Here is a 25,961-nt window from a genome sequence, read left to right as displayed (position 1 = left end):
GGAGGTGGCCAGATGGTACTTCGACGAGACGATTGGCTAGACCTGGCACGCAAGGTCGACTGGACGCCCCGCTATGTCGACGAGCGGGAGATTTTTCCCGAAGCGATGAGCGGCCGCCCCTGGTTGCCACACGAGGCGTGGCAAGGCTGGGACGAGGCTTACCGCACCACCTACCGCGAATACGTTGCGAATCAACGGGAGAAGGATGCCGCGGTGCTGGGGGTGCGGGCGGCGTTGGACAAACCACACCTGTTCGACGGCCTCGATGCCGGCTGGGTGCAGCTGGTCAAGTTCCACAACGGAGCGGTCGCCCTGGTGGAATATGCCGGCGCGATCGCAGAATTGCGGATGGCGCGCTTCGGCCGCGACAGCGCGTGGCGGATGATGTCGACCCTCGGCGGACTCGACGAGATCCGGCACACCCAGATTCCGTTGCTCGTGGGCCACGACATGCTGGCTTACGACGGCAACTTCGACTGGACGCACAAGGCATTCCACACCGACGAGTGGGTCATTCTCGCCGCCCGCCACTTGTTCGACGACATGTTCCTCGCCGCCGATGCCATCGACAGTCCGATCCAGCTCAACTTCGTCTTCGAGACCGGCTTCACCAATCTGCAGTTCATGGCCATGGCGGCAATGGCCGACCGTGCCCACCATCACCTGTTCGAAAAGACGCTGGCAAGCATTCAGACCGACGAGGCCCGGCACGCCCAGATCGGCTACCCGGTGATGCGGACGCTGCTGGAGAACGGATCTCGGGACAGGGCCCAGTATCTCGTCGACAAGATGTGGTGGCGGTGCTGGCGGTTGTTCCTGGCGCTGACGGGAACCGCCATGGAGTACCTCACCCCACTCGACGCGCGGACCCGGTCGTTCAAGGAATTCATGAACGAGTGGGTGACCGAACAATTCATGAAGAACCTCGCCGAATTCGACCTCGCGAAGCCGTGGTTCTGGGATCTGTTCATCGAAGAACTCGACCACGCCCACCACGGCTTCCAGCTGGGTCTGTACACCTACCGAACCACGCTGTGGTTCGACGTCGCCATGCCCGACCGCGCCGAGCGGGAATGGTTGGACGCAAAGTACCCACACTGGGAATCGACCTATGGGCCACTGTGGGATCGGTTGGCGCACAACTGGGAGGCGGGCGGTGAGAGCAATACACTGTCCTACGGGTTGCCCGCCCTGTGCAACCTGTGTCAGCTTCCGGCGCTGTTCATCAGACCCGGAAGAAACACCGCCTGCACTCTGGAGCTCAACGGCCGGAAGTACCTCTTCTGCTCCGAACCCTGCCGCTGGATCTTTGGTCAGGAGAGTGCCCGGTTCGCCGACCACAAGAGCGTGGTGGACCGCATCGTCGTCGGCGAGGCGCCGGGGAAGCTGACGGCCCTGCACGAGTGGATGGGACTGCAGGCGCCCGTCGAGACGGGCAAGGACCTGCGGCGCGGCCTGGATCCGTGGCGCCTCGACCCCATCCCCACGGTGTAGGAGCAGCGGCGGTGCGGATCTACCTGTTCGGCTATGCCAGCGATGACTTCCTGGCACGAGTCCTGGTCACCCCCGACGACCGCACGGTGACACAGTTGGCCGAGCAGCTCGTCGCCTGGGGCTGGGAACCCGAGCGGGTCACGTCCCTGGCCGTACGCGACGAGGGGGGCAACCTGCTCGATCCCACGTCGACGATCGCCGCGGCAGGACTGGGCAATGGTGACGTCTTCACCGTCGAGCGAGGGTGACGGCGCCGTGGCGCAATGGATGAACGCCGGCACGCTCGACGATGTCTGGGAAGGTGAGATGTTCGCCGTGAGCCTGGGCGACGTCGACGTCGTACTGTGCAACGTCGATGGCGAAGTGCACGCATACCACGACCGGTGCCCGCATCTGGCCAACCCGCTGTCCGACGGCGAACTCCGGGGCAGTGTTCTCACCTGCCGTGCCCACCAGTGGGTGTTCGACGCCAGCACGGGCGCCGGCATCAACCCCAAAGTTGCTCTCTTGCGGCGCATTCCGATTCGCATCGACGGAGACCACATCTTGGTCCTCCTCGAGCAGCTCGAATGACGACGGCCGATGGCGTGGGCCCCGTTCTGCAGGCGACGCCGTTCGCGCGGGCGGTCATCGCGGCCATTCGGGACGAGAACGAACACGTGGCCGTTCAGGACGAGGGTGCCTACCTACGGGTGAACGTCCCGCGGATCTGCCGGCTGTCGCGGGCGGGGCTGGAGGCGGTGACCGGCTCGACCGTTCGATTCCCCGGCGAGTTGGAGGTGGTGATGTCGTCGTTCACGGGCGTCATGCGAATGACCGAAGACGACGTGGTCTGGCGGCTTGCGGGCGAACCGTCGTGACCAAGCAGGGTCGGCCGCCGGGACGCAAGACCTACACCCGACTCGCGACGGGTCGGCGCATCCCGACCGACTACGAGCTGACGAGCACGGACCTGCACTACAACTATCCCCATCGCTTCGAACTGCCGCCCGGCAACCCGGTCGTCGACTGGTATCACCGTCACCGCGAGGACTGCGCTCTGGTGTCGCGCGACTGGGACCAGTTCGCCGACCCGCGCAGCACCACCTACCAGAGCTACACCCAGCTGCGGGACGGACGCGAAGACGTCGTGGATGGCCTGCTCCGGGAGATCGACGACACGGGCTACGACGCCCGGCTCGACGACGGGTGGGTGACGTTCCTCGAGCAGTGGTACACCCCCCTGCGCTTTCCGGTGCACGGGTTGCAGATGCTGGCCGCCTACGTCGCACAAATGGCGCCGTCGTCGCGGATCACCAACTGTGCCGCCTTCCAGGCCGGTGACGAGATGCGCCGGGTCCAGCGGATCGCTTACCGCACCGTGCAATTGGCCGGTCCATCATTCGGCGCGGACGCCGCGGCGCGACAGCGAGCGGCGTGGGAGCAAGCCGCGGCGTTTCAACCACTGCGCGAACTCGTCGAACGTGCACTGGTCGCCTACGACTGGGACGAATGCTTCGTCGTGACCAATGCGATCATCAAGCCGAGGTTCGATCGTCTGGTCGATCAGGTCATCGCGGGCACGCTCGCGACCGCCAACGGCGATCCGATCCTCGCGAGTGTCCACTTCTCGCTCGACGAGGACGCGCGTTGGCATCGTGAATGGACCTCTGCATTGCTGCGGCACATCGTCGACCAGGGCATCGCGAACGTCGAGGTGGTCTCGGGGTGGCTCGAGAAGTGGAATCCGCTGGCCTCCGAGGCGCTGGAGGCCCTCGCCGGCGCCATCGCACATGCGCCGGTCCCGTTGGACCCGACGGAGCAGGCGCGTCGCATCACCGATGAGGTGTCACGGGACGTGGACGCAGCGCTCGCAGCTGAGCCGGGCGCGCGCAGCGCGCTCCCTCGTGCTGCCAGGACCAATTTCGATCGTCAATTCCGGCTCGTGGGGAGCACGCGACGGCCGAATTCGATTGCCAGACTCATTGTTCGAAGGCCTCGGCGGGCGGTGCGGACGGACCATCGGCTGCCGAAGCCTCCGTCCGAGCACCCCCGTGACCATAGGAGAAGACATGGCCCTGATGCGATTCGATCCGTTCCGCGACATCGACCGCCTGGCCGAGCAGGCGCTGGCCGGCGCTCGCACCGCGCGCTCGCTGCCCATGGAGGCGCTGCGACGCGGCGACCAATTCATCATCGCCCTCGACGTCCCCGGCATCACGTCCGAGGACATCGACGTCACCATCGAGCGCAACGTCATCGAGATCACCGCGCGCCGCCGTCCGCTGCGCCAGGACGGCGACCAACTGATCGTCGACGAACGGCCCCAGGGCGAATTCCGACGCCAACTGTTCCTGGGCGACAACCTCGATGCAAATCAGCTGAGCGCGGCAGTCGCCGACGGCGTGCTGACGTTGACCGTCCCGGTCTCGGCGCAGAACAAGCCCCGCAAGGTGGCAATCGGCACCGCCGGCGAGGCGCACGAAACCACCGCGACCGCGTCCGCGCCGCGACAGACCGTGGACGCATAGGAGCAGTCATGGCCGTGCATACAACGGTGCAGACCTCCGCGGTCCGACCCAATGAGCCTGCCCGCCAGGTGATCGCCACCTTCGACGACTACGCCGACGCCGAACGTGCGGTCGACTTCCTGGCCGATCAGGGCTTCGAGGTACACCGGGTGGCGATCGTGGGTCGCGATCTCGAGTACGTCGAACAGGTCCTGGGCCGACTGAGCTACGGCGGGGCGGCCTTGCGAGGGGCCGGTTCGGGTGCCCTGGTCGGCGCGCTCATCGGCTGGATCTTCGGGCTGTTCAGCTGGATCGCGCCGCTCGTCTCGGCGTTGGTCCTGGCCGGTTACGGCCTGATCTTCGGTGCCATCGTGGGTGCGCTGTTCGGTCTACTCACCCACGCGTTGCAGCGGGGCCAGCGCGACTTCCGGTCGGTCGGCGGGCTTCGCCCCAGGTCCTACGACGTCGTCGCAGACGTCGAAGTCGCCGATCGTGCAGTGCAACTCATCAGCGGCAATCGAAGGGATTAGACGATGGCAACAGCGGTAGGCATCGACCTCGGCACCACCAACTCGGTGATCGCCGCCTGGCAGGGCGGTGAGCCGATCGTCATCCCCAACACCGAGGGAGCACGAACGACGCCCTCGGTGGTGGCCTTCACCGAGAGCGGCGAACGTCTCGTCGGGCAACTGGCCAGGCGCCAGTCCATCATGAACCCGAAGGGCACCATCTACTCGGCCAAACGCTTCATCGGTCGCCGCTTCGACGAGATATCGGAGGAGGCCAAGGCGGTCAGCTTCGACGTCGTCGAGGGCGACGGCGGTGCGGCGCGGTTCGACGTGCGCGGACGGCAGTACTCGCCCGAGGAGATCAGCGCGCAGGTGCTGCGCAAGCTCGTCGACGACGCCAGCAAATTCCTCGGGGAGCGCGTCAAGCAGGCGGTCATCACCGTTCCGGCCTATTTCAACGACGCCCAGCGCAATGCCACCAAGGATGCCGGCCGCATCGCCGGGCTGGAGGTGTTGCGCATCATCAACGAACCCACGGCCGCAGCGTTGGCCTACGGACTGGACAAGAAGGGCCACGAGACGGTCCTGGTCTTCGACCTCGGCGGCGGCACGTTCGACGTCAGCCTCCTCGACGTCGGCGATGGCGTCGTGGAAGTGCGCTCCACGGCGGGTGATTCACACCTCGGCGGCGACGACTTCGACCGCCGATTGGTGGACTATCTGGCCGAGGAGTTCCAGCGCGAGAACAACATCGACCTGCGCAAGGATTCCCAGGCGCTGCAGCGGCTGTTCGAGGCGGCGGAGAAGGCGAAGGTGGAGTTGTCATCGGTGTCCCAGACACAGGTCAACCTGCCCTTCGTCACCGCCGACGCCAACGGCCCCAAGCACCTCACCACGACCATCAACCGTTCCAAGTTCGAGGAATTGGTCCACGATCTCGTCGAACGCTGCATGGGTCCGGTCAAGCAGGCGATGGACGATGCCAAGGTGACGGCCAACGACATCGACGAGGTCATCCTGGTCGGCGGGTCGACTCGCATCCCCGCCGTCCAGGCCCTCGTTCGTCGGCTCACCGGCGGCAAGGACCCGAACATGACCGTCAACCCCGACGAGGTGGTGGCGATGGGTGCCGCCATCCAGGCGGGGGTACTGACCGGCGAGGTCTCCGACGTCCTACTGCTCGACGTCACTCCCCTCTCGCTCGGCGTCGAGACCGCCGGTGGTGTGATGACCAAGATCCTGGAACGCAACACCACCATCCCGGCACGCCGCAGCGAGGTGTTCAGCACGGCGGCCGACAATCAGCCGGCCGTGGACATCGTCGTGCTGCAGGGCGAACGCGAGATGGCCAGCGACAACCGCGTCCTCGGCAGATTCAAACTGGAGAACATCCGGCCGGCCCCGCGCGGTGAGCCCCAGATCGAGGTCACCTTCGACGTGGACGCCAACGGCATCCTGCACGTCACCGCGCGCGACAAGGACACCGGCGCCGAGCAGAGCATCACCATCAGTGAGCAGTCCAACCTCGACGAGCACGAGGTCGAGCGCATGCTGGCCGAGGCCGAGGCGCACCGCCGTGAAGACGAGCAGCTGCGCAAACAGGTCGATGCCAGAAACGAATTGGACTCGGCGGCCTACCTCGTCGAACGCCGGCTGGCCGAGTTGGGCGACTCGGCAGCGCCACACGATCGGGCGCGCGCCGAGATGCTGATCACCGATGCCCGCCAAGCCATCAAGGACGAGGCCCCGCTGGAGCGCGTGCAGGCACTGACCTCCGAACTCCAGCAGGTTCTCTACGGACTGCAGGCCGCCCCGGCTGCCGGCAGCAACGGCCAACAGGCGCACTCGGCCAACGGCCACGGCGCGCCCGTCGGCGACGACGACGTGGTCGACGCCGAGTTCGATCGGAGCTGAGCCGAGATGGTCAGCTCGACGGAGCACACGTCGACGGACGAGGAACGCGAAGCGCACGTGCCGAGCTCAACCGAAGCGGTTGTCGCCCAGCCCGATTCGGACGCCGAACTGGCCAAGGCCGAGGATCGGGCAAGACGGGCGGTGGCCGACCTGGACAACCTGCGCAAGCGTTACGCCCGCGAACTGGATCGAGAGCGCACGGCGGCACGCTCCAAGGTGGCCGCGGCTTGGCTGCCCGTCGTGGACAACCTGGAGCGCGCGATCGCGCACGCGGGCGAGCAGTCCGACGCCGTCATCGAGGGTGTGAGAAGCATTCTGGGCGAGGCGCTTCAGGTGCTGGATCACCTCGGCTATCCGCGCGACGAGGAGTCCGGCGTGCCGTTCGACCCGCAACGCCACGAGGTGGTCGGCGTCGTCGAACACGCGGACAGCGCACCGGGGACGGTCCTGGAGGTGGTGCGTCCGGGGTATGGGCGGGGCTCGGACCAGTTGCGGCCGGCGGCCGTGGTCGTCAGCCGACGCGGGGAGTGAGCTCGGGTGGCGCGCGACTACTACGACGTCCTCGGGGTGTCGCGGGATGCGACCGCCGACCAGATCCAGCAGGCATTCCGCACACTGGCCCGCAAGTACCACCCGGACGTCAACAAGGATCCGGCGGCCGAGGACCGGTTCAAGGAGGTCAATGAGGCCTATCACGTGCTGGCCGATCCCGACACCCGCAAGCGTTACGACCGCTTCGGCGAGGACTTCCGGCAGGTTCCCGAGGACTGGGAGCAGCGTGCAACTGCCGGCGCCGGAGGCTTCGGCCGCGCACGGCAATCCGGCGGGCAGGCGCGCTACGGCCAAGGGTTTGGCGGGGCAGCGGGCGGCATCAACATCGAGGACCTCTTCGGCGACATGTTCGGCGGCGGTGGCGGCTTCGGGCCGATTCCGGGCGCCGACCAGGAGGCGGTGCTGGAGTTGACCGTCGAGGAGGCCTACCGCGGCGGCAAACGCCAGATCTCACTGGACGGCCGCAGCTACGGCGTCACCATCCCCGCCGGAGTCGTCGACGGACAGCGGATACGGCTGGCCGGTGAGGGAGGCCGGGGCAGCGGTGACGGGCCGGCCGGGGATCTCTATCTGCGGGTGCGCATCAAGGCAGATTCGAACTTCCGGCTCGACGGTCGCGACGTCACCACCGATCTGCCGGTGTCCCCGTGGGAGGCGGCACTGGGGACCACCGTCGCGATCCGCACGCCGGGGGGCGAAGCGAAGGTCAAGGTCCCCGCGGGATCCTCCACTGGCAGGCGGCTGCGGCTGCGGGGCGAAGGCATGCCCAACCCTCACGGTGCAGCCGGTGACCTCTACGCCGAGATCAAGGTCATGGTCCCGCCGAAACCCACTGCCCAGGAACGTGATCTGTTCGAACGATTGGCGACGGTGTCCACGTTCGACCCGAGGAGGGGACGATGACCGCGCCACGCCACACCCTGGCCCGCCGACCCGGCATGCCGCTGGATGAATTCGCCGCGCGCTGCGGGCTGCATCCCGACATGGTGCGCCGGTTTGCGGCCCTTGGCCTCGTCGCGTGCCGGTGGGACGTCCGCGGCGATCTGCGATTCGAACCGTCGGTGGTGACGACGGTCGCCCGCATCCAGCGGCTGCGGACCGGTCTCGGGCTGAACTATGCGGCCATTGGACTGGTGCTCGACCTGCTCGACCACATCGACGCGCTGGAATCCGCTTCTCGCCAAGGAAGGTCACCACGGTGGACATCGACAAGCTGACGCAGAAGTCGCAGGAGGCGTTGGCGGAGGCGCAGAGCATCGCCACCCGCATGGGGCACGTCGAGGTCGACGGTGAACACCTGTTGATGGCGCTCATCGATCAGCCCGAGGGTCTGGTGCCGCGACTGCTCCTGCAGGCGGGCACCGACACCGCGGCGCTGCGGGCCGACCTGGAACGCGAGCTGAACAGGCGTCCCAAGGTGAGCGGCCCTGGCGCTACACCGGGGCAGGTCTCGGTGACCAGGCATCTGGCCGCCGTGCTGGAGACCGCTGAGCGGGAGGCCAAGCGGCTCAAGGACGACTACGTGTCGGTCGAACACCTCGTCATCGCCCTCGCCGAGGACGGTTCGACGAGCGCCGCGGGGCGGATCCTCACCGCCCACGGCGTCACACGGGAGGCATTCCTCGGCGCGCTGTCCACGGTGCGCGGCAATCAACGGGTCACGTCCGCGTCACCCGAGGGGGCCTACGAGTCGCTGGAGAAGTACGGCCGCGACCTGGTCGCCGAAGGCCGTGCCGGCAAGCTGGATCCGGTGATCGGCCGAGACGCCGAGATCCGCCGGGTCATCCAGATCCTCAGCCGCAAGACGAAGAACAATCCGGTGCTCATCGGCGACCCCGGTGTCGGCAAGACCGCGATCATCGAGGGGCTGGCTCAGCGGATCGTCCGTGCCGACGTGCCGGAGGGCTTGCGCGACAGGACGGTCTTCTCCCTCGACATGGGTTCACTGGTGGCCGGCGCGAAGTACCGGGGCGAGTTCGAGGAACGGCTGCAGGCAGTACTTTCGGAGGTGAAGGCGGCCGACGGACGGATCCTGTTGTTCGTCGACGAACTCCACACCGTGGTGGGGGCCGGCGCGACCGAGGGATCGCTGGACGCCGGCAACATGCTCAAACCGATGCTCGCGCGCGGTGAACTGCACATGATCGGTGCCACCACCCTCGACGAATACCGCAAGCACATCGAGAAGGACGCCGCGTTGGAGCGCCGGTTCCAAACCGTGTTGGTCGACGAACCCGACCTGGAGGACGCCGTGTCGATCCTGCGCGGCCTGCGTGAACGCCTGGAAGTGTTCCACGGGGTGAAGATTCAGGATGCCGCACTGGTGGCTGCGGCCACGCTGTCGCACCGCTACATCACCGATCGCTTCCTGCCCGACAAGGCCATCGACCTGGTGGACGAGGCGTGCGCCCGGTTGCGCACCGAAATCGATTCGATGCCAGCCGAACTCGACGAGCTCACCCGTCGGGTCACCCGACTCGAGATCGAGGAGGCGGCACTGGCCAAGGAGACCGACGCGGCCAGCAAGTCCCGACTGGCCGAACTGCGCAAGGAGCTCGCCGATCTGCGCGCCGACGCCGATGCCCGGCACGCGCAGTGGGACGCCGAACGACGGGCAATCAAGCGGGTCCAGGAGTTGCGCGCTCAACTCGAGCAGCTGCGGCAGGAGGCCGAAGCGGCCGAGCGCGCCTATGACCTCAACCGCGCCGCCGAACTGCGGTACGGCCAGATCACCGAGGTGGAACGCAAGCTCGCCGCCGCCGAGGAGCAACTGACCTCCAAGCAGGGTGAGAAGCGCCTGCTGCGCGAGGTCGTCACCGAAGACGAGATCGCCGAGATCGTGGCCGCCTGGACCGGGATACCCGTCGCCCGCCTGCAGGAGGGCGAACGGGAGAAGCTGCTGCGGCTCGACGAAATCCTGCACGAGAGGGTGATCGGTCAGGACGAGGCGGTTCAACTCGTCGCCGACGCGGTGATCCGGGCCCGCTCCGGGATCCGCGATCCGCGCCGCCCGATCGGCTCGTTCATCTTCCTCGGACCGACCGGGGTCGGCAAGACCGAGCTGGCCAAGACGCTGGCCGCCGCGTTGTTCGACAGCGAGGACAACACGGTCCGGCTGGACATGAGCGAATACCAGGAGCGCCACACGGTGAGCCGATTGGTCGGCGCACCACCGGGATACGTCGGATACGAGGAGGGCGGCCAGCTCACCGAGGCGGTGCGGCGCAAGCCCTATTCCGTCGTGCTGCTCGACGAGATCGAGAAGGCCCACACCGACGTCTTCAACACCCTGCTGCAGGTACTCGACGACGGCAGGCTCACCGATTCCCAAGGGCGCCAGGTCGACTTCCGCAACACGGTGGTGATCATGACGTCCAACATCGGGTCGCACCACCTGCTCGACGGGGTGACCGCGGACGGCGAGATCAAACCCGACGCGCACGACCGGGTGATGGCCGAGTTGCGTGACCACTTCCGGCCCGAGTTCCTCAATCGCATCGACGACATCGTGTTGTTCACCCCGCTGTCGATGTCGCAACTGGAGAGGATCGTCGAACTTCAGCTGTCCGAGCTGCGAGATCGACTGGCGCAGCGGCAGATCGAGCTCGACGTCACCCCCGAAGCGCGCAGGATGATCGCCGAACACGGCTACGACCCGGTGTACGGAGCGCGGCCGTTGCGCCGCTACATCGCCCACGAGTTGGAGACCAAGATCGGCCGGGCCCTGCTGCGCGGAGACATCGAGGGCAGCGGAACGATCCGCATCACCGCTAAGGATGGCGCACTGACCGTGGACTATTCCGAGCCGGCCCTGACGGTTTGACGGAGGAACACCATGGAATCGGAGATCGTGACGTGTCCGCACTGCAGTACCCGCAACCGCGTGCCCCCGGCGGCCATCGGCAAGCCCCGATGCGCGAACTGCCACCAGTGGCTGCCGTGGATCGCCGCAGCCGGAGACGGGGACTTCGCCGACATCGCCGAGAACTCCTCGGTTCCCGTGCTGGTCGACCTGTGGGCACCCTGGTGCGGACCGTGCCGCATGGTGAGCCCGGCACTCGAACAGCTGGCCACCGAACGCGCCGGCCAGCTCAAGCTCGTCAAGGTCGACGTGGACACGGCGCCGGAGACCTCTCGGCGATTCTCCGTGCAGGCGGTCCCTACCCTGCTGGTGCTCGATCAGGGCCGGGTCCTACGGCGACAGTCGGGTGCTGCTCCCGTTGCGGCACTGCGTCATTGGCTAGATGAGGCTCTCATGGAAGATGAATCGAAGGAGGCACGATCATGACGTCGGTATCCATGGATCCGCACGTGGCGGCGATCCGCCCGGTACACCCACACTCGAGCGGGTGCGAGGATTGTCTGCGGCTCGGTACGCCCTGGCTGCACCTGCGGCTGTGCCTTACCTGCGGACACGTCGGCTGTTGTGATTCGTCGCCCATGCGGCACGCCCGGGCCCACGCCCACACCATCGGACATCCGATCGTGCAGTCCTTCGAACCCGGCGAGAATTGGCGGTGGTGCTATGTCCACGAATACTATGTCTGAGGCCGTGGTCGACGAACGTCGATCACCTCCGCCGGCCGAAACCCCCGATGTCTACGGCGCTTACCCGCGGCTGTCCGACGACCAGGTGGCCATGCTCGAGCGGGGTGGGGCCCGGCGACCCGTCGTCGTGGGCGAGACGCTGGTGCGCGAAGGCGAGCGTGCCGACTACTTCTTCGTGATCCTGTCCGGCAAGGTGGCCATCAGCACCACCGACGAAGAGGGCGAGCAGCGCGTGACGCGGGTCCACGGCCCCGGGCGGTTCCTCGGCGAGCTGGGTGACCTCGAGGGGCAGGCCGCGTTCTACACCGCCGAGGTGGTCGAATCCGGTGAAGTGCTGGTGGTCCCGACCGAGCGGGTACGCGACCTGGTGGCTCACGATCCGGCACTCAGCGATCTAATCCTTCGCGCGTACCTGTGGCGACGCTGCCTGCTCATCCAGGAGGGATCCGGGTTCCGCATCATCGGTTCCTGCTTTTCACCGGATACCGTTCGGCTGCGCGAATTCGCCGCGCGAAATCGGTTGCCGCATCGCTGGTTCGACCTCGAGCGCGACCCGCAGGCCGAGCGCCTGCTCCAGCGGTTCGGGGTGACCGCCCAGGACACCCCGGTGGTGATCTGGGGCGGTGCGGTGCTGCGCAATCCGTCCAACGCAGAACTCGCGCGGCGGGTGGGCCTGCCGGTGCCGGACGCGTTGCCGAGCGAGGCCGACGTCATCGTGGTGGGAGCGGGACCGGCGGGACTCGGCGCCGCGGTCTACGCGGCGTCGGACGGACTGACCATCGCGGCCATGGAGCGGATCGCGACCGGCGGACAGGCCGGGACGTCGTCGAGGATCGAGAACTATCTCGGTTTCCCCGGCGGCATCTCCGGCGGCGATCTCGCCGAACGCGCTTGCCTGCAGGCCGCGAAGTTCGGCGCGCGAATCTCGTTGTCCGCGGACGTCGTTGGGCTCGTCTCCGGTGAAGGGCAACATCAGCTGACACTGGCCGACGGTGCGACGGTGGTGGCCCGAGCGGTCGTCCTGGCGATGGGGGCCAGGCACCGCAAGCTCGCGGTCCCCGGCCTGGACGCGTTCGAGGGCAACGGCGTGTACTACGCCGCCACCGTCCAGGAGGCACTGCTGTGCGGCACGGGGCCGGTGGTCATCGTCGGGGGCGGAAACTCCGCGGGACAGGCCGCGGTCTTCCTCGCCGAACGGGTCTCGCACGTCTACGTGGTGATTCGGGGGGAGGGCCTGGCCGCGACGATGTCCCGGTATCTCATCGACCAGATCGAACGGCATCCGCGCGTGACGATCCAGTCGCGCACCGAGGTCCGCGAGGTGCACGGGGACGACAAGCTTCGCGTGGTGGTGATCGAGGACAACCGCACGCGCCAGCGCCACTCGATCCCAACCAGGGCACTGTTCGTCTTCATCGGCGCGGACCCTCCCACCGCGTGGCTCGACGGTGCCGTCCAGCTCGACGACTACGGGTTCATCCCGACCGGCCCGGCCGCGCTCTACTCGGGCGCCGACGGCAATCAGACGCCCGCGGGGCGCCGGCCGAACACGTTGGAGACCAGCCGACCCGGCGTGTTCGCCGTGGGAGACGTGCGCAGCGGCTCGGTGAAGCGGGTGTCGTCTGCAGTCGGAGAGGGCTCCATGGCCGTCCGGCAGATCCACGAGTACTTCGGGACGTAATCGCCGAGGTCGACGGCACAGGGGGTGGGTCGCTCAACCCTGCCGACGTCCGGAAGGAACCGGCGGACAACCGAGCGCCCCGGTCAGAAATTCTCTGACCGGGGCGTTTCCTGGTGGAGCTGCCGGGAATCGAACCCGGGTCCTACGGCATTCCCTCGAGGCTTCTCCGTGCGCAGTCCGCTATGTCTCTACTTGGATCTCTCGGTCACGCGGACGAGCCGAGATGACGATCCCAGTCGCTGCAAGTGTCCCGATGAGTCCCGCGACCGAACTCATCGGTTGATCCCTCTAGATGACGCCAGGGTCCGGGTCGAGGGCTCTCCCGGTCTGACGGACACGCTATCGCTTAGGCAGCGAGGGCGTAGTCGCGCTGATTGGAATCGGCGCTTAATTGGTTGCAACGACGCTTACGGTGGTCTCTTGCCTGCACCGGCACGCTTCCCTCGATTCGATGCGCGAAGTCGAAACCGTTCAGCCCCTCGCATCCCCGCCGACTTTCAGCGGGATGATCCATCATAGCGCGGTCGCAGCGCCGGACGACCCTACATCCGCCACCCCACGGCGGCCAATGCCACGATGCCCAGGACGGCGATGAGACCAGCCATGACCCCGGAGACGGAGTACGGCATCGGGCCGGCCTCCGCCTCGAGCGCCTTCATCGCCTGGCGGTGCTGAAGTGAGGCCAGGACGAGCCCGGTCAGCCCCACGACGATCATCAACACCCCGACGACCCACGGACTGACGATGCCTTGCCGCACCCCTTCCTTCGTGTCGAGGAACTGAAAGAAGTTGAAGATCGTGAAGCCGAAGGCGATCAGCGAGGTGCACGTGCGGATCCAGGCCATCAGGGTTCGCTCGTTGGCCAGCCGGGTGCGTTCCAGGGCCAGTCGGGTGGAGGCGTCCAGGGGCTCGGCCGGCATGCATCCCTCCGCGCGGTTGGTCGACGAGGAGGTTCAGCGTACGACGGACCCCGGCTTTCGTCAGCCGACCGCGATCAACCCGACCGACACCAACGCCAGCGCCATGCCGGCAACCTGCCAGCGGGTCACCCTCTCCTTGAGCACCACCAGAGCCAGGCCGACGGTGCCCGCCGGGTACAGCGAGATCAGCACGCTGGTCAGCGACAACAGCGAGGCGTGCAGCGCCAGCAGCATCGCCACGTTGGAGATGGTGTCCAGCACGCCGGCGGCCACCGCCAACCGCAGCGGCACCCCAGCTGGGGCGGCCAGGTTGCCCGACACCGCGGCGATGACGACGACGACCAGGCTCGCCGTCAGACGTGCGAAGACCAGCGGCCACAGCCCCGCCTGAACCGGCGCCTGATCGATCAGCACGAAGTTCAGCCCGAACGCCAAACCCGCGCCCAGGGTCAGCCAGGCGACCTTGACCGTGAAGCGATGCGGTGTCGAATCCCCGTCGCGCAACTCCCGGCTCACCAGCACCACCGCGACCAGCGCCAAACCGATCCCGACGATGGCGGCCGCGCCAGGCCGCTCCCCCAGCACCACGACACCCGCAACGACCGGCACACCCGAGACCAGGATCGCGGCCAGCGGGGACACCAGCGACATCGGCCCTTTGGCGAGCGCAGCGTAGAACCACCACACCCCGAACGCCTGACTGAACCCGCACAGCGAACCCCACCCGACGGCCGGGGTCGACACGTGGCCGCCGACGACGCTGGCGGCGACGGTCAGCAACAGCAAGGCCACGGGGTAGGACACCAGCACGACCCGCAGCGCCGCGACCCGTCGCGACGCCAACCCACCGACGAAGTCGCTCACCCCGTAGCCCATTCCGGACATCAGGGCCAGAGCTGGCCCCTGCAGGGAGCCGATCAGCGCATGCCCTTGGAGCGCCTGCCCAATTCCCGGGTGATCTCGCGGTCGGCGTCGCGTTTGGCCAGATCTTGACGCTTGTCATGCGCCTGCTTGCCGCGCGCGAGGGCCAGCTCGACCTTGACCTTGCCCTCGGTGAAGTACAGCGACAGCGGTACCAGCGACAGGTTGCCGTCGCGGATCTTGCCGATCAGCGTGTCGATCTGGCTGCGGTGCAACAGCAGCTTGCGATTGCGGCGCGGTGCGTGGTTGGTCCACGACCCGTGGTGATACTCCGGGATGTGCACGTTGCGCAGCCAGATCTCACCGTCGTCGACGGTGGCGAAGGCGTCGGCGAGGGAGGCCTGGCCATCGCGCAGGGCCTTGACCTCGGTACCCATCAACGCCACCCCGGCCTCGAAGGTCTCCAGGATCGAATAGTTGTGCCGCGCCCTGCGGTTGGTGGCCACCACCTGGTTGTTGCGGCGCGTCGCCTCGTCGACCTTCTTCTTGTTGACCACGCTAACGCCGCACGTACAGCCGCAGGGTGACGTAGCCCGTGACACCTGCCATCGCCACGCCGACCAGCAGCAGGATCGGCGAGATGTAGAGGATGTCCGCGTAATCGATTCGGGCGATCAAATTGGCTTGATAGAACTGGTTGAGCGCCCTCTCCAGGAACAGCGCCCGCACCAGGATCAGGCCCACGATCGAGATCACCACACCGATGAAGGCCGCCAGCATCGCCTCGACGAGGAACGGCAGCTGGGTATACCACCGGCTCGCGCCGACCAATCGCATGATGCCCACCTCCGTTCTTCGGGTGTAGGCGGCGACCTGAACCATGTTCGCGATGAGCAGGATCGCGCCGACCGCCTGCACCAGCGCCACCGCGAACGCCGCCGCACTCAACCCGTCGAGCACCGCGAAGAGCCGGTCGATCAGGTCCTTCTGATTCAGCACGTTCAGCACACCGGGCTGACCCTTGAGCGCCTCGTCGAACTGCTTGTGCTGCTCGGGGTCGTCGAGCTTGACCACGAAGGATGCGGGGAATGCGTCCTTGCCTGCGACGTCCTTGTACTGCGGGAACTTCTTGATCGCGTCGTCGTAGGCGTCCTGCTGGTTCAGGAAGCGGACGGATCTGACGTCGTCGCGATCCTCGATCTGCTTGCGCAGCGCCTTGCACGGATCGGAGTCGCAGGTCGGATCGTTGGCCGAGACGTCGTTGGTGAGGAACACCTGACTCTCGACGCGGTCCAGATAGATGTTGCGGGAACTGTCGGCCAGACGCACGACGAGCAAGCCGCCGCCGAACAGGCCGATCGAGATGGCGGTCGTCAAGATCATGGCGACCGTCATCGTGACGTTGCGACGAAGCCCGGTGAGGACTTCGTTGACGAGAAAGCCGAAGCGCACTTAGCGATCCATTCCATAGACACCGCGCTGTTCGTCGCGGATCAGTCGTCCCAGCTCCAGTTCGATGACTCGCTGGCGCATCGAGTCGACGATGTGATGGTCGTGGGTCGCCATCAACACCGTCGTACCGGTGCGGTTGATCCGCTCGAGCAGATCCATGATGTCCTTGCTGGTCTCGGGGTCGAGGTTGCCCGTCGGCTCGTCGGCCAGCAGCACCAGCGGCCGATTCACGAACGCCCGCGCGATGGCGACGCGCTGCTGCTCACCGCCGGACAGCTCGCTGGGGAGTCGGTTCGCCTTGCCGGACAGGCCCACCATCTCCAAGACGTCGGGCACCACCCGGTTGATCACGTCGGACCGCTTCCCGATCACCTCGAGGGCGAACGCCACGTTCTCGAACACGGTCTTCTGCTGCAGCAGACGGAAGTCCTGAAACACGCAACCAAGCACCTGCCGCAGGCCGGGGATGTGTCGGCTGGGCAACTTGTTGACGTGGAACTTCGAGACCTGGATGTCGCCGTGGGTCGGGGTGTCCTCGGCGAGGAGCAGCCGCATGAAGGTCGACTTGCCCGAACCGGAGGGCCCGATGAGAAAGACGAACTCCCCCTTGTCGATCTTGAGCGAGACGTTGTCCAGAGCTGGGCGTGCCGAGGATTTGTACTGCTTGCTCACGTGGTCGAGGGTGATCATCACGGCACGCCAGTGTAGCCGGGTCGCGTCCGGCAACCGGACTACCCGGGGGGCGCGGGGGGTGGGAAGAGCACTCCCGCGCCGGGCGCGACGGTCGTGGTGGTGGTCGTCGACGTGCCCGATCTGTTCGGCACCGGCAGCAGCGCGGTACTCGACGGGGCGGTTCCGGTGACGGTCGTCGGGGGCAGCGGGCCGGGACCGTCGGGGTCGACGACTGTCGTCGGGTTCTCCGAGCCACTCGTGGTCGGGCTGGTGGGCGCAACGGACTCCGTCGGCTCGCTCGTCGTGGTGGTCTCGGTCGTCGTCTCCGTCGTCGTCGGCGTGGGCCGGTACGTCGTCGTCCTGGGCTGGGTCTGGACATTGGTTCGCGGCACCCAGGTGTACTCCGGGTCGGGCATGAACCCCGGCGGCACCACCTGGGCGGTCTCGGGCGTGCTGGGCGTCGACGCGGGCGGCTGGTAGGCGTTGTGCACCCACGAGATCACGATGAAGGCCACGACGAGGGCAGCGGTCGAGGTTCGGATGCGGCCGTTGATCATGTAACCCGGCCAACCGCGGTCGGTGCGCCGGCGCGTGACCCAATCCCAGAGGCTCATCGCGCATCCTCCGCGGTCTGCGCCTCGGCCTGGCCACCCTGGGACGGTGACGGGGTGACGGTGGCGGGACTGGGGATCGTGTTCACCGAGGGCGAGGTGTCCGCCGAGGTGACGATGCCGGCCCGGATCAGGCCGGCGATCACCAGCACCCGAAGCTGGCGGCCGACTTCGAACTGCTTGCCCGGCAACGTACGCGCGACCATACGCAAGTTCACGGTGTCGACTTCGATGCTCTCCACGCCCATCACCTGCGGCGGATCCAGCAGCAGCTTGCGCAGGCTGGCGTTCTTCATGGCGGTTTCACTGACTCCGTGCAACACCTCGTCGACGCGGGTCAGATCGGCACTGGTCGGCACCGGAATGTCGATCACCGCGCGCGCCCAGTCCTTGGACAGGTTCATGGTCTTGACGATCTGACCGTTGGGGATGGTGAAGACCTCGCCCTCGGTGGAGCGAAGCTTGGTGACGCGCAGCGTGACGTCCTCCACCGTGCCCTCGGCCGGCGCGGCGATGCCCGCGACGGTCAACGCGACGAGGTCACCGAACCCGTACTGCTTCTCGGTGATGATGAAGAAGCCCGACAGCAGGTCCTGCACGACGCGCTGGGCACCGAAGCCCAGCGCCGCACCAAGTACCGCCGCGGGGGCGACCAGCGAACCCACCGGAATTGCCAGTACGTCGGTGATGTCCACCGCGACGACGACGAAGAGCACGGCGATCGACACCCAGGAGATGACGGATGCGACCGCCTGCCGGTGCTTGGCGCTCTCGGTGCGCACCAGCTGATCGGTCTCCTGGAAGTCCGCGTCGATGCGGCGGGTGACCTTCTGGGCGACCCAGCTGATGAAGCGCGCCGCCAGCATCGCGAAGATGACCAACAGCGCGATCTTCAGACCCCGCGTGAGGATCCACTCCCCGATGCCACCGCGCCAGAAGTCGTGCCACGTCTGCGACCAACCGATCGCTGAATACCTAGTCGTCATCTTTCCTATTGCGCCAACGGATGCCCGCTTCCAGGAATCCGTCGATGTCGCCGTCGAGTACCGCTGCGGGATTTCCGACTTCGTAATCGTTACGCAAGTCCTTGACCATTTGGTACGGGTGCAAGACGTAGGACCGCATCTGGTTGCCCCACGAACTGCCACCGTCACCCTTGAGCGCGTCCATCTCGGCGCGCTCCTCCAAGCGCTTGCGCTCCAACAACTTCGCCTGCAGAACGCGCATCGCGGAAACCTTGTTCTGCAGCTGCGACTTCTCGTTCTGGCAGGTCACCACGATACCGGTCGGAATGTGAGTCAGGCGTACCGCCGAGTCGGTGGTGTTCACCGACTGCCCACCCGGCCCACTGGACCGGTAGACGTCGACGCGCACGTCACCATCGGGGATGTCGATGTGATCGGCGGTGTCCACCACCGGCAGCACCTCGACGTCCGCGAAGGACGTCTGACGCCGGCTCTGGTTGTCGAACGGGCTGATGCGCACCAGCCGGTGCGTGCCCTGCTCGACCGAGAGCGTGCCGTAGGCGTACGGGGCGTGCACGGCGAAGGTCGCGCTCTTGATGCCGGCCTCCTCGGCGTAGGAGGTGTCGAACACCTCGACGCCGTAGTCGTGCTTCTCCGCCCAGCGGATGTACATCCGCATCAGCATCTCAGCCCAGTCCGCGGCGTCGACGCCACCGGCACCCGAACGGATCGTCACGACGGCCTCGCGCTCGTCGTACTCCCCCGACAGCAGGGTGCGGACCTCCATGGCCTCGATGTCCTCGCGGAGCTTGGCGAGTTCGGCGTCGGCGTCGGCGAGCGCCTCGGCGCTGCTGGCGCCCTCTTCCTCGGCGGCGAGTTCGTACATCACCGGGAGGTCCTCGAGTCGCTGCCGGAGCTCCTCGACGCGCCGCAGTTCACTCTGGGCGTGCGACAGCTCGCTGGTCACCTTCTGGGCCCGCGACTGGTCGTCCCACAGCTTGGGGTCGGACGCGGCGTCCTCGAGGGTCTTGATGCGGCCGCGTAGCCCGTCGACGTCGAGCACCCGCTCCACCGTCGTCAAAGTGGTGTCGAGCGCTGCGATGTCTTCTTGCCGGTCGGGATCCACGGGAGTTCAGGGTACCGACCGCTCTGCGGGTCTAGCATCGGCTTGGTAACCAGGCCGGTGACGTCGCGACAGCCCCCTTGCGCATCACCGGCTCGAACACGCTTCCTCGGGAAGGCTCATCCCTTGCGCCCATACCGTGTGGCGATCGTCGGTGCCGGTCCATCCGGCTACTTCGCGGCCGCATCACTGTTGAAGTTCGCCGACTCCACGCAGGGCTCCGAGCAGCCCAAAGACGTCCGCGTCGACATGCTGGAGATGCTGCCGACCCCGTGGGGGCTGGTGCGGTCCGGCGTCGCACCCGACCACCCGAAGATCAAGACCATCAGCGCCCAGTTCGAGAAGACCGCCAACGACCCGCGCTTTCGCTTCTTCGGCAACATCAGGGTCGGTGACCACGTGCAGGCCGCCGAACTCGCCGAGCGCTACGACGCGGTCATCTACGCGGTGGGTGCCCAGTCCGACCGCCCGCTGGGCATCCTCGGCGAGGATCTGCCCGGCAGCGTGGCCGCCGTCGACTTCGTCGGTTGGTACAACGCCCATCCGCACTTCGTGGAGATGGCACCGAAGCTGACGTCCGGACGCGCCGTGGTGATCGGCAACGGCAACGTGGCTCTCGACGTGGCCCGGATCCTGGTAAGCGATCCCACCGCCCTGGCCAACACAGACATCGCCGACCACGCCTTGGAGTCCCTGCACGCCAAGGGCGTTCAGGAGGTGGTGGTGCTCGGGCGCCGCGGCCCGCTGCAGGCCACCTTCACGACGCTGGAGTTGCGGGAGCTGGGCGACCTGGAGGCGATGGCCGACGTCGACGTGATCGTCGATCCGGCCGACGTCGCCGACCTCACCGACGAGGAGATCGAGGCGGCGGGCAAGACGGCCAAGCAAAACATCAAGGTGTTGCGTGGATACGCCGATCGCGAGCCGCGGGGCGCCAAGCGCCGCATCGTGTTTCGGTTCCACACCTCCCCCATCGAGATCCGGGGAACCGACGCGGTCTCCTCGATCGTGCTCGGCCGCAACGAGCTGGTGAACGACGGCGGCCGAATGGTGGCCAAGGACACCGGTTTTCGCGAAGACCTCCCCGCCGAGCTGGTGGTGCGCGCGGTCGGTTACCGGGGCATACCGACGCCGGGACTGCCGTTCGACGCACGCTCGGGCACCATCCCGCACACCGACGGTCGAATCGAGGGCAGCCGCAACGAATACGTCGTGGGCTGGATCAAGCGCGGCCCATCGGGGGTGATCGGCAGCAACAAGAAGGACTCGGCCGCCACGGTGGACACCCTGGTGGCCGATCTCGTGGGCAGAGAGCCGTCGGGCTCCGGCGAGGACGCCGTCGAGTGGCTGCTGTCGCGCCAACCGCAGCTGGTCACGGACGACCACTGGAAGTTGATCGACGCCCACGAGCGGGGCGCCGGTGAGCCACACGGTCGGCCTCGGGTGAAGCTGACCAGCGTGGCGGACCTACTGCGGATCGGGCACGGCTGAGGAGACGCGCCGAGTATGGGTGAGGAGATCACTCCCCAGCTGGTGGCGTCACCCGATCGGCCTCGATGGTGATCAGCAACCGCGTCTCGTCGGGATTGCCGCTGTAGAACGCGTACGGCGCGCCCGTGTACTTGTGCGAGATCTCGTGGATGCTCTCGCGGCCGCCCTCGGAGGTCACCTTCACCACCCGGCCGCGGACCGCATAGAACCGCCGGACGTCGTCCGGATCGACGACGTTCACGGCGACCCGCGGATCCCTCGCGATGTTGCGGGCCTTTTGCATGCCGTCGACGATGTTGATGACGACGTTCTCACCGTCGGTGCTCACCCAGGTCTCGGTCAGCTGCGGGGATCCGTCTGGCATCAGGGTGGCGATGAAACACGGGCTCGGACGGCGCAGGAGGTCGAGCAGGCCCTCGGGCAGTGATTGCGGCATGGTCCCGTCTTACACCCGGTCAGCGAAGTTCGGTCGGTCCGGTCGGCGCGTCGGGCACGTCGGGAGCCTGAGTCGGAGCGAATCCCCACTTGTCGGGATTCTTCGGCGAATAGAGGACGGGGATCAGCTGTCCCATGGTCGGCGAGGCACCGACGTTCATGACCATGCGCGTGTAGACCTCGTGTTCGCGGACCGTGGGACCGTTGATCACCCCGGTGATCGTCACGTTCTGGGAGCCGTCCGAATCGGGCCCCGCGCTGACGCCCGTGACCAGCAACGTGCCCTGCGCGAGCTCGGCGCCGGGCCTGCCGACGCCAGCCGGGCCGCGGCCCCGCATGATCCGCGGTGCCAACAGCAGAACGATGGCACCGACGATGAGCAGGATCACCAGGATTTCGAACACACCGCCCATGGTAGGACTGCTCCCATGAGCACCATCTCCGACGACCTCGAGCTCGCCCTCCGGATGGCCGACGAGGCCGACGCCCTCACCTTGGACAGGTTCGGTGCGCTCGACCTCCGCGTGGACACCAAGCCGGACCTGACGCCGGTGACCGACGCCGACGAATCGGCGGAGGAACTGCTGCGTGGACTGCTCGCCGCGAACCGACCCGAGGACGCCGTCCTCGGTGAGGAGTTCGGTGGCACCGCGGTGTTCGCCGGTCGGCAGTGGGTGCTCGACCCGATCGACGGCACCAAGAACTTCGTTCGCGGCGTACCCGTCTGGTCGACGCTGATCGCGCTACTCGAGGACGGCGTGCCCACCGTCGGCGTGGTCAGTGCGCCGGCCCTGGCCCGCCGGTGGTGGGCGGGTTCCGGCGAAGGGGCATTCGCGTCCTTCAACGGCGCCACCCGGCGCATCTCGGTCTCCGGCGTCTCGGCCCTCGACGCGGCCAGCCTGTCGTTCTCCGACCTCGTCGGGTGGGAGGAGCGGCGCCCCCGCTTCCTCGAGCTCACGGACGCGGTGTGGCGGGTCCGCGGATACGGCGACTTCTGGTCGTACTGCCTGCTCGCCGAGGGGGCGGTGGACGTCGTCGCCGAGCCCGAGGTCAAGCTCTGGGACCTGGCCCCGCTGGACATCGTCGTTCGCGAGGCGGGCGGCCGCTTCACCAACGTGGAGGGCCAGCCGGGTCCGCACGGCGGAAGCGCCGTCGCCACCAACGGGCTGCTCCATGACCAGGTCCTCGCCGGCATCACCCCGCGCTGATCCGGTGACGAGCCGAAGCGCGGCAGGAATGCCGAAAGAATAGGGAATTCCCCTATTCCCCGGGCAACCCGGCTTCCCTACGGTCAGCTGGATGAAGAAGTCCACGATCCTCGCCGCGGCCGCCCTGACTGGACTGGGCGCTGCGCTCGTCGCACCGGCCGCAGTGGCCGACCCGCGGATCAGCGTGCCGTTCACGCCCGTCCTCGTGCCGATGGGACCGCCCCCCGGCGACGACTGACGACGCGGCTCGGCGCCTCCTCGCGCGTGACGTTGGTTACAGATCCGCCGTACCTTACTCAGGAGTAAGATACGGTCGTATAGCACTGCCCAACTGACGCGAGGCTGCCAACATGACCAACACCCTCCCTTCGACCAACGGTTCCAAGAAGCGCCCCCCGCGGACCGGTTCCGAGAGTTCCGTGGGCCTGCAGAAGCACAAGCGCTCGCCGACGTCCGTCGCCCTAGCGGTGCTGACGCCACTTCTCGGGCAGGAGTTCCTGGACAAGTACGGCCTGCGTGACCCCCTCAACCGCGGGCTGCGCTACGGCGTCAAGACCACGTTCTCGACCCTGGGAGCCACCACCCGCACCTTCAAGCGGGTGCAGAGTGGCGGCAAGCCGCCGACCCGCCTCAAGACCAGCGGCGCGGACTACTTCGACCTCACCCCCGACGACGAGCAGAAGATGATCGTCGAGACCGTGGCGGAGTTCGCCGAAGAGCTCCTGCGGCCGGCCGCTCACGATGCCGACGCCGCCGCGGCCCATCCGGCCGGGCTGGTCGCCAAGGCAACCGAGATCGGCGTCACCGCGATCAACATCCCCGAGGACTTCGACGGCATCGCGGCTCACCGCAGCACGGTCACCAACGCGCTGGTCGCCGAGGCGCTCGCCTACGGCGACATGGGTCTGGCACTGCCGATCCTGGCGCCGGGGGGTGTGGCCTCGGCGCTGACCCACTGGGGTTCGGCCGACCAGCAGGCCACCTACCTGCCCGAGTTCGCCGGCGAGAATGTGCCGCAGGCGTGCGTCGCGATCGCCGAGCCGCAGCCGCTGTTCGACCCGACCGCACTCAAGACCGTCGCCGTCCGCACCCCCGGCGGGTACCGGCTCACCGGGGTCAAGTCGCTCGTACCGGCCGCCGCCGACGCAGAGCTGTTCATCATCGGTGCTCAGCTGAACGGCAAGCCGGCACTGTTCCTCGTCGAGTCGGCCTCCGAGGGACTCTCGGTCAAGGCCGATCCCAGCATGGGGGTGCGGGCGGCAGCCCTCGGCCTCGTCGAACTCCACGACGTGGCCGTGCCCCTGCACAACCGCCTCGGCGGTGACGACGCCACCGAGGCCGACCACGCCCAGAACTACGCCGACGCCATCGCCCTGGCCCGATTGGGTTGGGCCGCACTGGCGGTCGGCACGTCTCATGCCGTGCTCGACTACGTCGTGCCCTACGTCAAGGAGCGCGAGGCGTTCGGCGAACCCATCGCCCACCGGCAGTCGGTGGCCTTCATGTGCGCCAACATCGCCATCGAGCTCGACGGGCTGCGACTGGTGACCTGGCGGGGCGCCTCCCGCGCCGAACAGGGTCTGCCGTTCGCCCGCGAGGCCGCGCTGGCCAAGCGCATCGCCACCGACAAGGGCATGCAGATCGGCCTCGACGGCGTGCAGCTGCTCGGCGGCCACGGCTTCACCAAGGAGCACCCCGTCGAACGGTGGTACCGCGATCTGCGCGCACTCGGCGTCGCCGAGGGTGTCGTCGTCCTCTAACGGCCGAATCAGACCAGGAACGGAAGACCAGTCATGGCAATCAATCTGGAAATGCCGAAGAAGCTTCAGGCAGTCATCGACATGGCGCACGACGGCGCCGCCGAGATGCTGCGTCCGATCTCGCGCAAGTACGACCTCTCCGAGCACGCCTACCCGATCGAACTCGACACCCTCGCGGACCTGTTCGAGGGCATGTCCGAGGCCAACACCATCTCGTTCGCGGGTGCCGAGGCCTTCCGCGGCGCCGACGGTCCGAAGGAGAACGTCAACGGCGCCAATATGTCCGCGCTCGTCAACGCCATCGAAATTAGCTGGGGCGACGTCGCACTGCTGCTCTCGGTCCCCTATCAGGGGCTCGGCAACGCGGCAATCTCCAGTGTCGCCACCGAGGAACAGCTCGAACGGCTCGGCAAGGTGTGGGCCGCGATGGCGATCACCGAGCCCGGGTTCGGCTCCGACTCCGCGGCGGTGACCACGACCGCCAAGCTCGACGGCGACGAGTACGTGATCAACGGTGAGAAGATCTACGTCACCGCGGGTTCGAGGGCCAGCCACATCGTGGTGTGGGCCACCTTGGACAAGACCAAGGGCCGCGCGGCCATCAAGTCCTTCATCGTGCCGCGCGAGCATCCCGGTGTCACCGTCGAGCGCCTCGAACACAAGCTCGGCATCAAGGCCTCCGACACCGCCGCGATCCGGTTCGACAACGCCCGGATCCCCAAGGAGAACCTGCTGGGGAGCCCAGAGATCCAGGTGGACAAGGGTTTTGCGGGGGTCATGGAGACCTTCGACAACACCAGGCCGATCGTGGCCGCGATGGCCGTCGGCGTCGCGCGCGCCTCGCTCGAGCAGCTCCGCAAGATCCTGACCGACGCGGGCGTGGAGATCTCCTACGACAAGCCCGCCCACGCCCAGAGCGCCCCCGCCGCGGAGTTCCTGCGCATGGAGGCCGAATGGGAGGCCGGCTACCTGCTGACCCTGCGCTCGGCGTGGCAGGCCGACAACAAGATCCCGAACTCGAAGGAAGCCTCGATGGGCAAGGCCAAGGCCGCCCGCGTGGCCAGCGACGTCACCCTCAAGGCCGTCGAAATGGCCGGCACCACCGGCTATTCCGAGGAGACGCTGCTGGAGAAGTGGGCCAGGGATTCCAAGATCCTCGACATCTTCGAGGGCACCCAGCAGATTCAGCAGCTCGTCGTCGCGCGCCGGCTGCTCGGCCTCTCGTCGGCTCAACTGAAGTAGCGGACCTCCGGCGGCCGAGACGCTAACGTCGGCT

The 25,961-nt window shown here is 67.3% G+C and carries 29 protein-coding genes, 1 other RNA gene and 1 pseudogene; 20 read left to right on the top strand and 11 right to left on the bottom strand.

Going from position 1 to position 25,961, the window contains the following annotated elements; translation table 11 throughout:
* Nucleotides 1-12 precede the first annotated feature (12 nt).
* The 15 genes and pseudogenes from SBI80_RS04380 to SBI80_RS04315 all read left to right on the top strand — a co-directional run bounded on the left by SBI80_RS04380 (nucleotide 13) and on the right by SBI80_RS04315 (nucleotide 13,187).
* Complete coding sequence (locus tag SBI80_RS04380) at nucleotides 13-1,494, top strand: ferritin family protein (RefSeq protein ID WP_318973182.1); 1,482 nt, start codon at nucleotides 13-15, stop codon at nucleotides 1,492-1,494.
* Between the two features lie 11 nt (nucleotides 1,495-1,505).
* Complete coding sequence (locus tag SBI80_RS04375; RefSeq protein WP_318973181.1) at nucleotides 1,506-1,742, top strand: hypothetical protein; 237 nt, start codon at nucleotides 1,506-1,508, stop codon at nucleotides 1,740-1,742.
* A complete protein-coding gene (locus tag SBI80_RS04370; RefSeq protein WP_318973180.1) occupies nucleotides 1,711-2,067 on the top strand; it encodes a Rieske 2Fe-2S domain-containing protein in 357 nt (118 codons plus the stop codon). The genes SBI80_RS04375 and SBI80_RS04370 overlap by 32 nt, the downstream gene beginning before the upstream one ends.
* Nucleotides 2,064-2,354, top strand: coding sequence for an MmoB/DmpM family protein (locus tag SBI80_RS04365; RefSeq protein ID WP_318973179.1), 291 nt, complete (start codon nucleotides 2,064-2,066; stop codon nucleotides 2,352-2,354). The genes SBI80_RS04370 and SBI80_RS04365 overlap by 4 nt, the downstream gene beginning before the upstream one ends.
* A pseudogene (locus SBI80_RS28205) lies at nucleotides 2,351-3,160 on the top strand (ferritin family protein); the annotation flags it as partial. The gene SBI80_RS04365 and the pseudogene SBI80_RS28205, both read left to right, overlap by 4 nt.
* Nucleotides 3,161-3,545: 385 nt before the next feature.
* Entirely contained in the window at nucleotides 3,546-4,004 is a 459-nt protein-coding gene (locus SBI80_RS04360; protein ID WP_318973178.1) for an Hsp20/alpha crystallin family protein, read from the top strand.
* Nucleotides 4,005-4,012: 8 nt separating this feature from the next.
* Nucleotides 4,013-4,513 carry a YflT domain-containing protein gene (locus tag SBI80_RS04355; protein ID WP_318973177.1) on the top strand — a complete coding sequence of 167 codons (501 nt, stop codon included), beginning with the start codon at nucleotides 4,013-4,015 and terminating at the stop codon, nucleotides 4,511-4,513.
* A 3-nt stretch (nucleotides 4,514-4,516) separates the two neighbouring features.
* The gene (gene dnaK, locus SBI80_RS04350; RefSeq protein WP_318973176.1) at nucleotides 4,517-6,406 is read left to right on the top strand and encodes a molecular chaperone DnaK; all 1,890 of its coding nucleotides are present in this window, start codon (nucleotides 4,517-4,519) and stop codon (nucleotides 6,404-6,406) included.
* A 6-nt stretch (nucleotides 6,407-6,412) separates the two neighbouring features.
* Complete coding sequence (locus tag SBI80_RS04345; protein ID WP_318973175.1) at nucleotides 6,413-6,937, top strand: nucleotide exchange factor GrpE; 525 nt, start codon at nucleotides 6,413-6,415, stop codon at nucleotides 6,935-6,937.
* Nucleotides 6,938-6,943: 6 nt separating this feature from the next.
* The gene (locus tag SBI80_RS04340; protein WP_318973174.1) at nucleotides 6,944-7,861 is read left to right on the top strand and encodes a DnaJ C-terminal domain-containing protein; all 918 of its coding nucleotides are present in this window, start codon (nucleotides 6,944-6,946) and stop codon (nucleotides 7,859-7,861) included.
* The gene (locus SBI80_RS04335) at nucleotides 7,858-8,175 is read left to right on the top strand and encodes a chaperone modulator CbpM (RefSeq protein ID WP_318973173.1); all 318 of its coding nucleotides are present in this window, start codon (nucleotides 7,858-7,860) and stop codon (nucleotides 8,173-8,175) included. The genes SBI80_RS04340 and SBI80_RS04335 overlap by 4 nt, the downstream gene beginning before the upstream one ends.
* Complete coding sequence (gene clpB, locus SBI80_RS04330; protein ID WP_318973172.1) at nucleotides 8,157-10,781, top strand: ATP-dependent chaperone ClpB; 2,625 nt, start codon at nucleotides 8,157-8,159, stop codon at nucleotides 10,779-10,781. The genes SBI80_RS04335 and clpB overlap by 19 nt, the downstream gene beginning before the upstream one ends.
* Before the next feature lie 12 nt (nucleotides 10,782-10,793).
* Entirely contained in the window at nucleotides 10,794-11,246 is a 453-nt protein-coding gene (gene trxA / locus SBI80_RS04325) for a thioredoxin (protein ID WP_318973171.1), read from the top strand.
* The gene (locus SBI80_RS04320; RefSeq protein ID WP_318973170.1) at nucleotides 11,243-11,506 is read left to right on the top strand and encodes a UBP-type zinc finger domain-containing protein; all 264 of its coding nucleotides are present in this window, start codon (nucleotides 11,243-11,245) and stop codon (nucleotides 11,504-11,506) included. The genes trxA and SBI80_RS04320 overlap by 4 nt, the downstream gene beginning before the upstream one ends.
* 4 nt (nucleotides 11,507-11,510) lie before the next feature.
* Entirely contained in the window at nucleotides 11,511-13,187 is a 1,677-nt protein-coding gene (locus tag SBI80_RS04315) for an FAD-dependent oxidoreductase (RefSeq protein ID WP_318973169.1), read from the top strand.
* 111 nt (nucleotides 13,188-13,298) lie between these two features.
* Here the strand turns inward: SBI80_RS04315 and ssrA are convergent.
* The 9 genes from ssrA to prfB all read right to left on the bottom strand — a co-directional run bounded on the left by ssrA (nucleotide 13,299) and on the right by prfB (nucleotide 19,794).
* Nucleotides 13,299-13,666: a transfer-messenger RNA gene (gene ssrA / locus SBI80_RS04310) on the bottom strand.
* Nucleotides 13,667-13,729: 63 nt separating this feature from the next.
* Entirely contained in the window at nucleotides 13,730-14,107 is a 378-nt protein-coding gene (locus tag SBI80_RS04305) for a YidH family protein (protein ID WP_318973168.1), read from the bottom strand.
* 60 nt (nucleotides 14,108-14,167) lie between these two features.
* The gene (locus tag SBI80_RS04300; protein WP_413232659.1) at nucleotides 14,168-15,016 is read right to left on the bottom strand and encodes an EamA family transporter; all 849 of its coding nucleotides are present in this window, start codon (nucleotides 15,014-15,016) and stop codon (nucleotides 14,168-14,170) included.
* An 8-nt stretch (nucleotides 15,017-15,024) separates the two neighbouring features.
* Nucleotides 15,025-15,525 carry an SsrA-binding protein SmpB gene (gene smpB, locus SBI80_RS04295; protein ID WP_318973166.1) on the bottom strand — a complete coding sequence of 167 codons (501 nt, stop codon included), beginning with the start codon at nucleotides 15,523-15,525 and terminating at the stop codon, nucleotides 15,025-15,027.
* Nucleotide 15,526: 1 nt separating this feature from the next.
* Nucleotides 15,527-16,420 carry a permease-like cell division protein FtsX gene (ftsX, locus tag SBI80_RS04290; RefSeq protein ID WP_318973165.1) on the bottom strand — a complete coding sequence of 298 codons (894 nt, stop codon included), beginning with the start codon at nucleotides 16,418-16,420 and terminating at the stop codon, nucleotides 15,527-15,529.
* Nucleotides 16,421-17,110 carry a cell division ATP-binding protein FtsE gene (gene ftsE, locus SBI80_RS04285; RefSeq protein ID WP_318973678.1) on the bottom strand — a complete coding sequence of 230 codons (690 nt, stop codon included), beginning with the start codon at nucleotides 17,108-17,110 and terminating at the stop codon, nucleotides 16,421-16,423. It lies immediately after the preceding gene.
* Nucleotides 17,111-17,151: 41 nt separating this feature from the next.
* Entirely contained in the window at nucleotides 17,152-17,706 is a 555-nt protein-coding gene (locus SBI80_RS04280; RefSeq protein ID WP_318973164.1) for an Rv3103c family proline-rich protein, read from the bottom strand.
* A complete protein-coding gene (locus SBI80_RS04275) occupies nucleotides 17,703-18,689 on the bottom strand; it encodes a mechanosensitive ion channel family protein (protein WP_318973163.1) in 987 nt (328 codons plus the stop codon). Before SBI80_RS04275 ends, SBI80_RS04280 begins: the two co-directional genes overlap by 4 nt.
* A complete protein-coding gene (gene prfB, locus SBI80_RS04270) occupies nucleotides 18,679-19,794 on the bottom strand; it encodes a peptide chain release factor 2 (RefSeq protein ID WP_318973162.1) in 1,116 nt (371 codons plus the stop codon). Before prfB ends, SBI80_RS04275 begins: the two co-directional genes overlap by 11 nt.
* Before the next feature lie 123 nt (nucleotides 19,795-19,917).
* On the opposite strand from prfB, the gene SBI80_RS04265 reads away from it, so the two are divergent.
* Entirely contained in the window at nucleotides 19,918-21,282 is a 1,365-nt protein-coding gene (locus SBI80_RS04265; RefSeq protein ID WP_318973161.1) for an FAD-dependent oxidoreductase, read from the top strand.
* A gap of 28 nt (nucleotides 21,283-21,310) precedes the next feature.
* Here the strand turns inward: SBI80_RS04265 and SBI80_RS04260 are convergent, their stop codons facing one another.
* Together SBI80_RS04260 and SBI80_RS04255 are read right to left on the bottom strand one after the other, a co-directional pair.
* Nucleotides 21,311-21,718 carry a PPOX class F420-dependent oxidoreductase gene (locus SBI80_RS04260; RefSeq protein ID WP_318973160.1) on the bottom strand — a complete coding sequence of 136 codons (408 nt, stop codon included), beginning with the start codon at nucleotides 21,716-21,718 and terminating at the stop codon, nucleotides 21,311-21,313.
* A gap of 19 nt (nucleotides 21,719-21,737) precedes the next feature.
* The gene (locus SBI80_RS04255) at nucleotides 21,738-22,121 is read right to left on the bottom strand and encodes a hypothetical protein (RefSeq protein WP_318973159.1); all 384 of its coding nucleotides are present in this window, start codon (nucleotides 22,119-22,121) and stop codon (nucleotides 21,738-21,740) included.
* 24 nt (nucleotides 22,122-22,145) lie between these two features.
* Here SBI80_RS04255 and hisN point away from each other — a divergent pair, with 24 nt between their 5' ends.
* The 4 genes from hisN to SBI80_RS04235 all read left to right on the top strand — a co-directional run bounded on the left by hisN (nucleotide 22,146) and on the right by SBI80_RS04235 (nucleotide 25,927).
* Nucleotides 22,146-22,925 (top strand): histidinol-phosphatase, encoded by a 780-nt coding sequence (gene hisN, locus SBI80_RS04250; protein WP_318973158.1) that lies wholly within the window; start codon nucleotides 22,146-22,148, stop codon nucleotides 22,923-22,925.
* 91 nt (nucleotides 22,926-23,016) lie between these two features.
* Entirely contained in the window at nucleotides 23,017-23,163 is a 147-nt protein-coding gene (locus tag SBI80_RS04245; protein ID WP_318973157.1) for a hypothetical protein, read from the top strand.
* 112 nt (nucleotides 23,164-23,275) lie between these two features.
* Nucleotides 23,276-24,685, top strand: coding sequence for an acyl-CoA dehydrogenase family protein (locus tag SBI80_RS04240; RefSeq protein WP_318973156.1), 1,410 nt, complete (start codon nucleotides 23,276-23,278; stop codon nucleotides 24,683-24,685).
* A 33-nt stretch (nucleotides 24,686-24,718) separates the two neighbouring features.
* Nucleotides 24,719-25,927 carry an acyl-CoA dehydrogenase family protein gene (locus SBI80_RS04235; protein ID WP_318973155.1) on the top strand — a complete coding sequence of 403 codons (1,209 nt, stop codon included), beginning with the start codon at nucleotides 24,719-24,721 and terminating at the stop codon, nucleotides 25,925-25,927.
* The last annotated feature ends 34 nt before the right edge of the window (nucleotides 25,928-25,961 follow it).

The organism is Mycolicibacterium sichuanense (genome assembly GCF_033741125.1).
GTDB lineage: Bacteria > Actinomycetota > Actinomycetes > Mycobacteriales > Mycobacteriaceae > Mycobacterium.
Note: the sequence above shows the minus strand (reverse complement) of the source record. Positions and strands in the feature narration are given on the sequence as shown.

Excerpts from the sequence above, each read along its gene's own strand:
- SBI80_RS04380 (WP_318973182.1), top strand. The coding sequence starts at position 13 with ATGGTACTTCGACGAGACGATTGGCTAGACCTGGCACGCAAGGTCGAC.
- SBI80_RS04370 (WP_318973180.1), top strand. The coding sequence starts at position 1,711 with ATGGTGACGTCTTCACCGTCGAGCGAGGGTGACGGCGCCGTGGCGCAA.
- SBI80_RS04365 (WP_318973179.1), top strand. The coding sequence starts at position 2,064 with ATGACGACGGCCGATGGCGTGGGCCCCGTTCTGCAGGCGACGCCGTTC.
- SBI80_RS04360 (WP_318973178.1), top strand. The coding sequence starts at position 3,546 with ATGGCCCTGATGCGATTCGATCCGTTCCGCGACATCGACCGCCTGGCC.
- SBI80_RS04355 (WP_318973177.1), top strand. The coding sequence starts at position 4,013 with ATGGCCGTGCATACAACGGTGCAGACCTCCGCGGTCCGACCCAATGAG.
- dnaK (WP_318973176.1), top strand. The coding sequence starts at position 4,517 with ATGGCAACAGCGGTAGGCATCGACCTCGGCACCACCAACTCGGTGATC.
- SBI80_RS04345 (WP_318973175.1), top strand. The coding sequence starts at position 6,413 with ATGGTCAGCTCGACGGAGCACACGTCGACGGACGAGGAACGCGAAGCG.
- SBI80_RS04335 (WP_318973173.1), top strand. The coding sequence starts at position 7,858 with ATGACCGCGCCACGCCACACCCTGGCCCGCCGACCCGGCATGCCGCTG.
- trxA (WP_318973171.1), top strand. The coding sequence starts at position 10,794 with ATGGAATCGGAGATCGTGACGTGTCCGCACTGCAGTACCCGCAACCGC.
- SBI80_RS04320 (WP_318973170.1), top strand. The coding sequence starts at position 11,243 with ATGACGTCGGTATCCATGGATCCGCACGTGGCGGCGATCCGCCCGGTA.
- SBI80_RS04305 (WP_318973168.1), bottom strand. The coding sequence starts at position 14,107 with ATGCCGGCCGAGCCCCTGGACGCCTCCACCCGACTGGCCCTGGAACGC.
- ftsE (WP_318973678.1), bottom strand. The coding sequence starts at position 17,110 with ATGATCACCCTCGACCACGTGAGCAAGCAGTACAAATCCTCGGCACGC.
- SBI80_RS04280 (WP_318973164.1), bottom strand. The coding sequence starts at position 17,706 with ATGAGCCTCTGGGATTGGGTCACGCGCCGGCGCACCGACCGCGGTTGG.
- SBI80_RS04275 (WP_318973163.1), bottom strand. The coding sequence starts at position 18,689 with ATGACGACTAGGTATTCAGCGATCGGTTGGTCGCAGACGTGGCACGAC.
- SBI80_RS04260 (WP_318973160.1), bottom strand. The coding sequence starts at position 21,718 with ATGCCGCAATCACTGCCCGAGGGCCTGCTCGACCTCCTGCGCCGTCCG.
- hisN (WP_318973158.1), top strand. The coding sequence starts at position 22,146 with ATGAGCACCATCTCCGACGACCTCGAGCTCGCCCTCCGGATGGCCGAC.
- SBI80_RS04245 (WP_318973157.1), top strand. The coding sequence starts at position 23,017 with ATGAAGAAGTCCACGATCCTCGCCGCGGCCGCCCTGACTGGACTGGGC.
- SBI80_RS04240 (WP_318973156.1), top strand. The coding sequence starts at position 23,276 with ATGACCAACACCCTCCCTTCGACCAACGGTTCCAAGAAGCGCCCCCCG.
- SBI80_RS04235 (WP_318973155.1), top strand. The coding sequence starts at position 24,719 with ATGGCAATCAATCTGGAAATGCCGAAGAAGCTTCAGGCAGTCATCGAC.